8 protein-coding genes are annotated in these 11644 nt (G+C 65.2%); 3 read left to right on the top strand and 5 right to left on the bottom strand.

From position 1 onward, the window contains the following. Positions 1-75: 75 nt before the first annotated feature. Positions 76-2178, top strand: a complete 2103-nt coding sequence (locus QPK27_RS00425; protein WP_290416224.1) for a glycosyltransferase family 4 protein — start codon at positions 76-78, stop codon at positions 2176-2178. 133 nt (positions 2179-2311) lie between these two features. Continuing rightward, a complete protein-coding gene (locus QPK27_RS00420) occupies positions 2312-3202 on the top strand; it encodes a sulfurtransferase (RefSeq protein WP_290416223.1) in 891 nt (296 codons plus the stop codon). An 88-nt stretch (positions 3203-3290) separates the two neighbouring features. Here the strand turns inward: QPK27_RS00420 and QPK27_RS00415 are convergent, their stop codons facing one another. Beyond that, positions 3291-4910 (bottom strand): radical SAM/SPASM domain-containing protein, encoded by a 1620-nt coding sequence (locus QPK27_RS00415; RefSeq protein WP_290416222.1) that lies wholly within the window; start codon positions 4908-4910, stop codon positions 3291-3293. Here QPK27_RS00415 and QPK27_RS00410 point away from each other — a divergent pair. Then, on the top strand, positions 4905-5132 hold the full coding sequence (locus tag QPK27_RS00410) for a hypothetical protein (RefSeq protein ID WP_290416221.1): 228 nt from the start codon (positions 4905-4907) through the stop codon (positions 5130-5132). The two genes, QPK27_RS00415 and QPK27_RS00410, sit on opposite strands and share 6 nt — an antisense overlap. A 130-nt stretch (positions 5133-5262) precedes the next feature. Here the strand turns inward: QPK27_RS00410 and QPK27_RS00405 are convergent, their stop codons facing one another. The 4 genes from QPK27_RS00405 to QPK27_RS00390 all read right to left on the bottom strand — a co-directional run bounded on the left by QPK27_RS00405 (position 5263) and on the right by QPK27_RS00390 (position 11498). Beyond that, positions 5263-6801 (bottom strand): class I SAM-dependent methyltransferase, encoded by a 1539-nt coding sequence (locus QPK27_RS00405; protein WP_290416220.1) that lies wholly within the window; start codon positions 6799-6801, stop codon positions 5263-5265. Positions 6802-6973: 172 nt separating this feature from the next. Beyond that, complete coding sequence (locus tag QPK27_RS00400) at positions 6974-8332, bottom strand: TolC family outer membrane protein (RefSeq protein WP_290416219.1); 1359 nt, start codon at positions 8330-8332, stop codon at positions 6974-6976. A 2-nt stretch (positions 8333-8334) separates the two neighbouring features. Then, the gene (locus QPK27_RS00395; RefSeq protein WP_290416218.1) at positions 8335-9693 is read right to left on the bottom strand and encodes an HlyD family type I secretion periplasmic adaptor subunit; all 1359 of its coding nucleotides are present in this window, start codon (positions 9691-9693) and stop codon (positions 8335-8337) included. After that, positions 9693-11498 (bottom strand): type I secretion system permease/ATPase, encoded by a 1806-nt coding sequence (locus tag QPK27_RS00390; protein WP_290416217.1) that lies wholly within the window; start codon positions 11496-11498, stop codon positions 9693-9695. The genes QPK27_RS00395 and QPK27_RS00390 overlap by 1 nt, the downstream gene beginning before the upstream one ends. Positions 11499-11644: the final 146 nt, after the last annotated feature.

Raw genomic sequence — 11644 nt, 5'->3', positions numbered from 1 at the left:
CACCAATTGCTGCTTGCCGTCCTGAGCGCGCCGGCCAACCTCCCGGACGGGTCAGCGCGCGCGCCGCATGTGCACATGGTCATGTTGCCGCCGGCGCAGCCGGATGGCGCACCAGCCCCCGCCCCGGCCGCGCCGCGCGCCGCGTCGCCGCTGCGCGCGCTGGCCCGGCCGCTGCTGTTGGCGGCGCGTCCCGTGCTGCGCAGTCCGCGCGTACGCCAGCTGGCGCTGCGCATCCTCAAGCGCTTCCCGACGCTGTACCAACGCGCCTACCGGATGGTGATGGCGTCCGGCAGCGCCGCGCCGGCCGCCGCCCGGGCCGGGGCCGACCACGTCGCCGCACTGTCGCCGCGCGCCAACGCCATCCTGCGCGCCCTGCGCACGCTGGACCGTGCAGAGCCCCGCGCCGACGGCAAACCGCGCCTGGCCTTCGTCGCACCGCTGCCGCCGCAGCGCAGCGGCATCGCCACCTACTCCACCGAACTGCTGATGGAGCTGACGGCGCATGCCGACATCGAGCTGGTCGCGGCCCAGGACGAGGTGCGCATGCCCCCCAGCCTGGCCCACCTGCCGCTGCGCAGCGCGGCCTGGTTCGACGAACATGGCGCCGGCTACGACCAGGTGCTCTACCAGCTCGGCAACAGCCCGCTGCACAGCCACATGTTCGCGTTAATGGCGCGCCATCCGGGCGTGGTGGTGCTGCACGACTTCTTCCTCGGCGGCGCGCTGGTGCACGCGCAGATGAGCGGCGCCGCGCCGCACGCGTGGCGCGAAGCGCTGTTCCACTCGCACGGCTACCTGGCAGTGCGCGCCAGCGAAGCGGCCGCCGCCAGCGGCCGGGGGCAGGTGCACAAGGACTGGCCGGCCAGCCTGCCGGTGCTCGAAGGCGCGACCCGCACCATCGTCCACTCGCAGCATGCGCGCCGGCTGGCGGCCGACTGGTACGGGCCGGGCGCAACCGGCCGCATCGACGTGATCCCGCACCCGCGCACGCCCCCCGAGACGCTGGACCGCGCCGCAGCGCGCGCGGCGCTCGGCATCGCACCTGATTGCTTTTTGGTGTGCAGCTTCGGCTTCGTCGCGCCGCATAAACTGACCCACGAACTGCTGCAGGCCTGGACCGATTCGAACCTGCACCGCGAGCGCGATTGCGCGCTGGTGCTGGTCGGCGCCAACCACGACAGCCCGTACGGCATGGAAGTCGAGGCGCTGATCCGCCGCGCCAGTCCGAACGCCAACATCCGCATCGCCGGCTGGACCGACGACGACACCTATCGCCAGTACCTGCAGGCGGCCGACGTCGGCGTCCAGCTGCGCACCAATGCCCAGGGCGAAAGCTCGGGCGCGGTGCTCGACTGCATGAACTACGGCCTGGCCACGATCGTCAACGCCAACGGCTCGATGGCCGAGTTCCCCGACGACGCGGTGTGGCGCCTGGCGGACGCGTTCGCGGTGGCCGAGCTGACGGCGGCGCTGGAACAACTGCGGCGCGATCCGGAACGGCGCCGGTTGTTGGGCCAACACGCGGTGGCGCTGCTCGACGCGTCGTTCCGCCCGGCCAAGTGCGCGCGCCAGTACCTGGACACGCTGACGCAGGCGCGCGCCGACACCGCTGCGCGCCACGCGGCCTGGCGCGCAGCGCTGGCGCGGGCGGCGCCGCAGGACGAAGCGGCGTTGCAGCGCCTGGCCGCCACGCTGGCCGACGCCGAAGCGGCGCGCCAGCCCGGCACGCGGCGCCAGCTGCTGGTCGACGTCAGCGAGTGCGTCCGGCCCGGCGCCGCGTTCGATGCGCTGACGGCGGCCCAGCTGCGCGAACTGCTGGCGCAGGACAGCGCCGGCCTGCGCGTGGAGCCGGTGTATCTCGACACCACCGCTGACCCGCCGCGCTACCGTCAGGGGCGCAACGCGGCCGGACGCCTGCTGGGCCTGGGCTGGCCCGTGCAGGACGAGCCGGTGCTCGACGTGCATGCCGGCGACATCTTTTACGCGCCGGATGCGGCCGCGCCCGCGCTGGCCGCGGCAGCGCAAGCCGGCCTGCTGGCCGCCTGGCGCGCGCGCGGCGTGACGGTCAACCTGCTGGTGCGCGCGCCGGGCGACGCCGAGGCCGCGCGCACCATCGGCGCCGATCGCCTGCTGTGCGGGTCGGATGCGGTGGCGCGCGCGCTGCAGCAACAGGCATGAAGCGGGGTTTGCCGTTTTACGACAGCATCGCCTGTGAATTGTCGCGAACGTGCCTGCAAGTGACGGTCAGCCGCCGCGGCTGACTTATAATATCGCCCTGTCTTTTCTCCAGCCTTTGCAAGGCCACACGACCATGTCTTCCGAAATCCAATACGTCAACATCGCCGCCTATAAATTCATCACGCTCGACAACCTGGAAGAATTGCGCCCGCAATACCAGGACCTGTGCAACGAGCTGGGTCTGAAGGGCACCGTGCTGCTGACGCCGGAAGGCATCAATATGTTCCTGTCGGGTACGCGCGAGCACATCGACCAATACCTGGCCTGGGTGCGCAGCGACGCCCGCCTGGCCGACCTGGAATGGAAAGAAAGCCTGTCGAACGAACAGTCGCACAAGCGCATGCTGGTCAAGATCAAGAAAGAGATCATCACCATGCGCATGCCGCTGATCAAGCCGGAACTCGGCCGCGCCCCGGTGGTCGAAGCGCGCACGCTCAAGCGCTGGCTCGACCAGGGCCATGACGACGACGGCGTCGAGGTGGTCATGATGGAAACCCGCAATGCCTTCGAAGTCGATGTCGGCACCTTCAACAACACGCTCGACTACCGCATCGACAAGTTCACCGAGTTCCCGGCGGTCGCCGCCCAGCACAAGGACGAGCTGGCCGGCAAGACCGTAGTCACCTTCTGCACCGGCGGCATCCGCTGCGAGAAAGCCGCGATCCACATGAAGGAAATCGGCTACGACCGCGTGTTCCAGCTCGAAGGCGGCATCCTCAAGTATTTCGAGGAAGTCGGGGGCGACCACTACTCGGGCGACTGCTTCGTGTTCGACTACCGCACCGCACTCAATCCGAAGCTGGAACCGACCGAGACCGCCCAGTGCTTCGCCTGCCGCGCCGTGGTGACGCCGCGCCAGCAGCTCTCGCCCGACTACGTGGTGGGCGTGTCGTGCCCGCATTGCGCGGGCAAGGGTACCAATGGCGCCGGCCATCCGGAAAACAGCGGCGTCGCCGCCGGCTGATTCCCGGGATCCAATGACAATGCCCCGGGCTGCTCACGCGGCCCGGGGCATTTTTTCATCCTCGGATACGGGGCGCTGCCCTGCCCCGTCAATCCTGACCGACCAGCAGCCTGCGCAAACGCGTGAACAAGCCGGCCGACGGCAGCGCCGGCTGCGGCAGCGGCTCTTGCGACTCTTGCAGCGACTGCGGCGCGGCCGCGGCCACCGGCTCGACGCGTGGCTCGCGATACTGCGCACCGGCTTCGAACAGCATCAGGCCGAGCGCGCGCTGGTCACCGCTGCCGTCGGCGCCGCCAGGCACGAAGGTCGGCGACAGCAGATCGATGCGGTACAGCTTGCCGGCCTCGAAGTTCAACGCCAGCTCCGCCGTGCTCACTTCGTTCTGCGTTGCGTGGAAGGTCACGCGCTGCACGACCTCCGAAACCCGGTTGCTGCCCCGGTCGAGTTCGCGCAGTTCGACCGTCAGCGGCGACGAGGAATCGTGCACGCTCAGATACCGCAGCGACAGGGTATTGGCGCTGTGGCGCGCCAGGAAATACATCCAGCCCTGGCCATTTGACCAGCGGCCGCCGATGCCGTTTGCTTCCGGCTCGAATGGGTACCAGCCGCGGCCGAACTTGTCGATGCGCGCAGCCTCGGCGCCGGCCGCTTCCGGGTCGAACACGAACATATTGCCCTGGCAGCGCCGGCACACTTCGGTCTGCATCGAATCCTTGGCGATCGCCTGGCGCTCCGGGCTGCGCAGCAGTTCGACCACCGAGGTGTCACGCAGGTTGGGCAGCTTCATCTCGCCTTCGTAGTCCAGGCAGCACAGCGACAGCTGGCCGTCGGCGAGCATCGAGACGTTGTGCGCCATCGAGCAGTCCAGCGCTTCCTCGCGCTCTTCGACATAGACGATCGATTCCTTCGGCAAGAACGTCTTCATGAACGATTCTTCCTTGGTCCACAGGCCGAAGTTCTTGAACCGGATGAAGCAGTTGGGGGCGAACATATAGCCCCAGAACTGGTCTTCGGTCAGGTCGGGTGCATTCTCCGGCACGTCGGCACGGGTCGCGGCCAGATGGTTGCGGGCAATCTGTTCTCCGTACTTGTCCAGGGAGCGCGCCTGCTCGGCGGCATACTGCTCCGGGAATTCCTCGCGCAGTTGCGCCGAGAACGCTTCGAACCGGTCCAGCATGCCGCGGATGAACGCGTCCTTGTCTTCGGATGCGAACGGATCCCACATATCGAGCTCGACGTCGGACTGGATGGTGGAATCGGCGCGCATGTTCGAGGTCGACGTCACGTGCACTTCGACGCGCGACTGGCTGCCGTTCGCGAACTTCTCGCGCAGCGCCGGGAAGATGCGGTCGAAATATTCTTCGTAGCTCAGCTTGTCGTAGCCGCGCAGGCGCTTGTACGAATCTTCGGTCGGCGTTTGCAGGCTGAGCACCAGCGCGACGTTATCGTGCTGGAAGATCGACTGCGCGCGCTGCTGGTCCAGGATCGAGATATTGCTGATCAGGTAAACCTCGATGCCGTACTGCTCGCACAGGTCGATGTATTTGTAGACCTTCTTGTTCAACAAGGGCTCGCCCAGGACATTGAACTGGATCGGCCGCTTGATGTCCAGGTCGCGCACCTGTTCGATGAAACGCACCGCCAGTTCGTCGTCGGCATTGGTGCGTTCTTTTTTCAGGTAGTCGGACGGACAGAAGGTGCAATGCATATTGCAGTGATTGGTCAGCTCCAGGAAAAATACGTCTGGCTGAATGATCCAGTCATTTACCGGCGCCGGCTTTTGTTCCGTCGTTGGCAGGGGCGTATCCTTACGCGGCGTCTCGGGATGGATTGGTATGTGGATCATGTAGGAGCGGATATCGTCGGCGGTGAACCCGAAAATTATACCAGCGGTATGCACCCGCCACGGCGCATCGCCGACGGCCGATGACGCGCCGCGGCCTGGAATCAAAGCGCCCGCCGTGCCAGTACGAGCGCGAGAAATGACATGCGCGCTCCATTAAAACAAACACCCCGGCCGCGCGATGCGGCCAGGGCGTTTATCGAGGACAACAATCGATTCAGCGCGCCACGCCCAATGCCTGCAGCAGCGGCAGGCGCGCTTCGGCGAATTTGGCGGCCTGCTTGCCGAGTTCTTCCAGTTGATGCGCCGGCGAATCGACCGGCTTGCCTTCAATCAGAATGCGCTGGTTCTGCGATTCCAGCAGCGCCGACGCAAACCTGGCCCATTCCTGCGGCTCGCTGCTTCCACCTTCCCTCGCCAGCAGGAACAGCTGCTCCAGGCGCGGCACCAGCACGCCGCCGCCGGTCACCGGCGAGGCCAGGTAATTCATGTCGGTGGAATAGCGCGCCTGGCGGCACAGCCGCGCATTGATGGCGTCGGTTTCCGGACGCGCCTTGCGGATCGCCTGTTCGTCCTGCACCGGGAAGATGGTCCCGTTGCCGGCCAGGATGATCAGCGCCTGCAGGATCTGGCTGATGGTGACGCCATGTCCAACCACGGCGCGCTCGATGTCGCTGACGTAGTGCGGCTGGTAGTCGCTCAAGGCGTCGAGGATGGGGCGGTAGACCTCCTCTTTCAGGTCGGCCTCCAGCAGCATGCCCTTGGCTTTCAGCACCACCTTGTCGAGCGGCGTGCCCAGCACGACCTGCTGCGCGCGCAGGCGCTCGGTCTGTTCCAGCGGGGTCAGGCGGCGCGCGCCGCGGATCCAGTAGTCACGCCGGAACCGCTGGTTCACCATGAAATCCTTGGCCGTCTCGCGGAACCCCTTGTCGGGAATCTCGTTGAGCAGTTTGACCTGGTCGCCGCTCAGGTTCAGGGCGTCGACGTGATCGAGGTAATGCGCCGATCCGGCAAAGCTGAGCTTGAGCGACTCCATCCAGTCGGCCATTTGCGAGAACGGCATCGGCATCCAGTCGCGATTGAAATACTCATGCGCCAGGTAGTTGCTTGGGTGGCTGCTCAGGCGCTTCAGGTGTTCGGTAACGGCCGGATTGGCGCGCCCGTACAGCGCACCGCTGTCGAGCACCTTGCCCGCGAATTCGAGCGAGGCCGCGATCCGCTTGCCGGTATCCAGGCCCGGCACCGCCAGGGTGTCGCTGAATCCGGTCAGCAGGTCGCGCAGCGGCGCCAGCGCCGCCCAGCCCGGCTGGGTGTTATAGCTGATGTAGAGCACCCCGCCGACCTTGAGTTTGCGCCGGATGAATTCGGCGATCACGGCGCGGTTGGCGTCCGAAATCCAGCTCCAGATGCCATGCAGGCTGATGAAATCGAAATCCGGCAGGTCGCTGCGGTTGCAGAAGGCATCGAATGCATCGTCGAAGATGCGCGCCGCCCGCGCCGGGTCGCCGGCCAGCTCTTTCGCAAACGCGGCCTGGGTCGGATTGAAGTCGGTGCCGAACCATTCGGTGGAAGAGGCAGCGCCATGGATGTTGATGCTCAGGCCCTGGCCGAACCCCAGTTCACAGGCAGTCCCGATTTCGGGGTAAGCGTAGCCGGCGTTCAGCAGCGCCAGCCGGGTGCGTAGGGGATTCAGTTCAGCGTAGTACCCGTATGTGTATTCCACATCCGTCATGTAACCGTCAGACCAAGCTTGCATGGCAATTCCTGTTCGTGTGAATAAATCAGTTCGTGCGGCAGATAGGTGCAACTGCAAACTTTATCATTTATTCATCGGGAATTTTGCTTGATCGCTAATTTTTCCGGTTCGGCGCTGCCATGAAAAACGGGCGCTGCAAGCGCCCGTCGAACCTTTTCGGCAACCGATCCGGTCAGCGGAAGTAAGCGGCGACTTCGCGCACAGCCTGCTCGTCGAGAGTGCCTGCATCCGCGCGCAGGCGCAGCAGGGCCAGCAGATAGCTGTAGCGGGCCTGGGCCAGGTCGCGCTGGCTGGTGTACAGCTGCTGTTGGGCGTTGAGCAGGTCGAGGTTAATGCGCACGCCGCCGGCGACGCTCTTCTCGGTCGCGACCATCAATTCCTTGCCCGAATCGACCGCCCGTTCCAGCGCATTGATCTTGGCCACGCTGTTGAGCACCAGGTCATACGACTTGCGCAGCTCGACCATGATGCGGTCGCTCTGGTAATCGAGCTCGGCGCGCGAACGTTCGAGATTCGCGGCCGCCTGGCGCGTGGTCGCGCTGATGGCGCCACCCTGGTAGATCGGGATGTTTACCTGCACGCCGACGGTGCGGTTGATCGAATCCTGGCGGTAGTTGGTCAGCGACGCCGCGTCGTCGCGGCTGTAGCCGGCGACCAAGTCGACCGTCGGGAAGTGCCCCGCCTTGTCGCGCTTGACCTGCAGGCGCGCGTTCTCGATCGCCAGCCGGCCCGCGGCCAGCAGCGGATTGCGCTCCTGCGCGATGGCGCGCCAGTCTTCGAACGATTTCAGCGGCAGATCCTGGAAGCGGAATTCGGTGCCGAGCTGGTCGAGCGTGCCCGGGTCCATGCCGATGATGCCGGCCAGCGTGTTGCGCATCGCCACTGCATTGTTCTGCGCCTCGACCAGTTGCGCTTCGGCCAGGTCCAGGCGCGCCTTGGTCTCGAGCATGTCGGTCTTGGTGCCCTCGCCTTTTTCGAACAGGCGGTTGTTGACCTTCATCTGCTCCATATACATGTCGCGCTGCACGCGCGAGAGCTCGACCTGGTCTTCGGCGAACAGGGCGTCGGCGTAGGCGCCGACCACGCGGATGATCACGTCGTTGGTATCGGACTCGAATTTCTTCGCGCCCTGCGCGGTTTGCACCTTGCCCTGGCGGTAGCGGAAGATCGCGTCCAGGTTCAGGATCGGCTGCTGCACCTGGATCGCCGACGAACGGCTGATGTAGCGCGGATACTCCAGCACCCTGTTGCCTGCCAGGTTGCAGCAGGTATTCGTATCGGCGATGTTGCGGTTGGCCCGGTAGCTGGCCGAGACCCGCGGCAGCAGCGCCGAACGTCCGAGAATCGCGTTTTCCTTGACCGACTCGTTCTCGTAATAGTTCATGCGATACTGAGGATCGTTCTTCAATGCCGCCTCATAGGCCTGCTGCAGGCTGACTGCGGCCGCATTGCCGGCGGCGAGCGCCAGCAATGAGGCAAGCAACAGTCCGCTGCAGCGCAGGACGCCCGGCTTTTTGATCGCTTGCGCCATGGTCAGTCCTCGCTCAACGACGAATGGCTGCGGTCCATCAGCGGCTTGAGCAGGTAGCTCATCATCGTGCGTTCGCCGGTCTTGACGAACATATCGACCGGCATGCCGGGACGGATGGTCATGTTGTGCTGGGCGATCATCTTCGCGCCTTCCGGCGACACCTTCACGCGCACGTGGTAGTACGGGGCGCCGGTGCGCTCGTCGACGCTGCGGTCGGCGGACACGGTTTCGACCACGCCCGGGATGTGCGGGGTCCGGTTGGCGTTGAATGCCGAGAAGATCAGCTCGGTCGGCAGGCCGTCGTAGATTTTGTCGACCAGGTTGACCGGCAGTTGGCCCTCGACGATCAGCGGATCGTCGGTCGGCACGATGTCCATCATCTTGAAGCCGGGCTGGACTACGCCGCCATTGGTGAACACGGCCAGGCCGACCACGGTGCCGCTGACCGGCGCCTTGACGTCGACATTGGACAGCTCGAACTGCTGGGCGCTCATGCGCGCGCCCTGGGCGCCGGCTTCGCGCTGGGTGTCGGCCAGGGTGGTGCGCACTTCCTTCTGGTATTCCTGAGTGCGCTGCGCCTTGCGCAGCGTCAGTTCCATTACCTGGCGCTGGGCGCGGCCGATACTGCCGATGTCCTCGGAGATCTCGCCCTGCAGCTGGGCATAGGTGCGCTCCAGGTCGAGCAGGCGGTTGCGCGCCACGTAGCCTTCCTTGGCCAGGTCGCGCATGCCGTCCAGCTGCTCTTTCAGAAAGCCTACCTGCGCCTTCTTGCTGTCGCGTGCTTCTTGCAAACCCTGGATCTGCACTTTCAGGCCGGCGATGTTTTCGTCGACACCGCCCAGCTCGCTCTGCAGCGATGCCTGGCGCGACGCCAGCAGCTGGTTTTGCAGTGCCATCATCTCGGCCACGCGCGCGTCGCCGGCATGGTCCGTCAACTCTTTCGGGAAGCGGATCGTCTTCTGGCCGGTCAGTTCGGCCATCAGGCGCGCTTCGGTGGCACGCGCGGTCAGGAATTGCGCTTCGGTGATGTCGTAACCGGCCTTGGCGGTGATCGGATTCATGCGCACCAGGACCTGTCCGGCCTTCACGGTGTCGCCATCCTTGACCAGGATTTCCTGGATCGTGCCGCCGGTCTGGTGCTGGACGCTCTTGCGGTTCGATTCCTTGGCCACGGTGCCCGACATCGGCACGCCCTTGTCGAGCGGCGCGAACGAGGCCCAGATCAGGAACCCGACCACGCCGAACAGCACGATCAGCCAGCCGATGCGCGCGTAAGAGCGCGCATCGGTATTCACGGTCAGCGGCGTGACGTCATGGCTGATGACTTCGCTGGCCGCATCCTTTTTTTCAATCAGCTTCATTACTTGCTTCCTTGTTCGGTCGTTGCCGCCATCGAGGCTGCCGCTTGCGCCTGCAACTGCGCCTGGCGCGCCTGCTGGGCTGCCTGCTGTTGTGCCTGGGCCTGCGCCTGTGCTTTCTGGTTCGCTTCCTGGAGCGCGGCCATCACCTGCTCGGTCGGACCGAACGCCTGGGCCACGCCATCGCGCAGCAGCAGCAATTTATTGGTGGCGCCGATGATGCTGGTGCGGTGCGTGATCAAGACTACGGTGCGGCCGCGGCGGCGCATGTCAAGCACGGCCTGGACCAGTGCATGTTCGCCCACTTCGTCGAGGTTCGAATTCGGTTCGTCGAGCACCATCAGGGCCGGGTCGCCATACATGGCGCGGGCCAGGCCCAGGCGCTGCTTCTGGCCGCCGGACAGGCCGGCACCGCCATCGCCCAGCGGCGTATCGTAGCCCTTCGGCAGGTGCAGGATCATGTCGTGCACGCCGGCGCGCTTGGCGGCCTCGACCACCTTCTCGGCATCGACTTCGCCGAAACGGGCGATGTTGTCGCTGACGGTGCCGCCGAACAGTTCGACGTCCTGCGGCAGGTAGCCGATGCTCGGGCCGAGTTCGCCCTTGTTCCAGCTGTAGATGTCGGCGCCGTCCAGGCGCACCTTGCCGCCGGCGGCCGGCCACACGCCGACCAGCAGGCGCGCCAGGGTCGACTTGCCGGAACCGGAAGGACCGATCACGCCCAGCGCGTCGCCAGGCACGATGCCGAACGACAGGCCGCGCAGCACGGCCTGGGTCGCGCCTGGCGGCGCCGCGGTCACGCTCTCGACGGTAACGGTGCCCTGTGGTTTCGGCAGTTCCATGCCGGCGCTGCGCTCCGGGTTGTCGTTGAGCAGTTTCGACAGACGGTCGTGGGCGCTGCGGGTGCTGCTCCACGACTTCCAGACGGCGATGACCTGCTGCACCGGAGCCAGTGCGCGGCCGATCAGGATCGATGCGGCGATCATCATGCCCGGGGTAATCCGGCCTTCGATCGCCAGCAGCGCGCCCAGGCCGAGCACCAGCGAGGTCAGTGAAGTCTGGAAGAACTTGGTGATAGAACTGATGACGCCGGCCTTCTGGCTGGCGGCGGCCTGCAGGTTGAGGAAACGGCTGTGCAGCTTGAACCAGCGGCTCATCAGGTTGGGCAGCATGCCCATCGATTCGATGACTTCGGCGTTGCGCAGGTTGTTGGTCGCAAGGTTGCCGGCGGCCAGCGACATGGTGTTGGCTTCGCCCAGCGGGCCGCGCGTGACGCGCTCGTTGATCACGGCCAGGATGATGAGGACGATCGTGCCGCACAGCGCGAACAGGCCGAGCCACGGCTCGAAGTAGAAGATCACCGCCAGGTAGAACGGGAACCACGGCGCGTCGAAGAACGCGAACAGTGCGTTACCGGTCAGGAACTGGCGCAGGTTGGTCAGGTCGGCCAACGCCTGCCCGGCATTGCCACCGGCTTTCTTGAGGTTCTGCTCGAACGCGGCGGTGTACACACGCTTGTTGAGCAGCATGTCGAACTTCGCGCCCACGCGCACCAGCACGAAGCTACGCATCATCTCCAGCGAAGACATCAAGAGATAGGCGCCGAGCATCATCAGCGTCAGCATCAACAGGGTGAATTCGTTGCGGCTTGCCAGCACGCGGTCGTAGACCTGCAGCATGTACAGGGAAGGGACCAGTGCCAGCAGGTTCGTGATGGCGCTGAAGACGCCGATGGTGATGAACGTGCTTTTGAAACCGCGCAGGGCTACCGCGATTTCACCCTTGGATTCAGTTAGTTTATTGAGCATTTTAGGCCGTCAAGGAGAAGGTGCTTGACCAACGGATTTTGTCCAGCATCAAGCAGAGCGGACATTATCGCCTAAAAACATAGAAAAATGTGACGAGCATCACATTTTGAATCAAGTTTCGTTGCGGTTCTGCATGGTACAGGCAT

It is taken from the genome of Massilia sp. YIM B02443 (assembly GCF_030411955.1).
GTDB lineage: Bacteria > Pseudomonadota > Gammaproteobacteria > Burkholderiales > Burkholderiaceae_D > Telluria.
This window is presented reverse-complemented; position numbering and strand designations above follow the sequence as displayed.

Excerpts from the sequence above, each read along its gene's own strand:
- QPK27_RS00420 (WP_290416223.1), top strand. The coding sequence starts at position 2,312 with ATGTCTTCCGAAATCCAATACGTCAACATCGCCGCCTATAAATTCATC.
- QPK27_RS00410 (WP_290416221.1), top strand. The coding sequence starts at position 4,905 with ATGCATATTGCAGTGATTGGTCAGCTCCAGGAAAAATACGTCTGGCTG.
- QPK27_RS00405 (WP_290416220.1), bottom strand. The coding sequence starts at position 6,801 with ATGCAAGCTTGGTCTGACGGTTACATGACGGATGTGGAATACACATAC.
- QPK27_RS00425 (WP_290416224.1), top strand. The coding sequence starts at position 76 with ATGGTCATGTTGCCGCCGGCGCAGCCGGATGGCGCACCAGCCCCCGCC.
- QPK27_RS00395 (WP_290416218.1), bottom strand. The coding sequence starts at position 9,693 with ATGAAGCTGATTGAAAAAAAGGATGCGGCCAGCGAAGTCATCAGCCAT.
- QPK27_RS00415 (WP_290416222.1), bottom strand. The coding sequence starts at position 4,910 with ATGCATTGCACCTTCTGTCCGTCCGACTACCTGAAAAAAGAACGCACC.
- QPK27_RS00390 (WP_290416217.1), bottom strand. The coding sequence starts at position 11,498 with ATGCTCAATAAACTAACTGAATCCAAGGGTGAAATCGCGGTAGCCCTG.
- QPK27_RS00400 (WP_290416219.1), bottom strand. The coding sequence starts at position 8,332 with ATGGCGCAAGCGATCAAAAAGCCGGGCGTCCTGCGCTGCAGCGGACTG.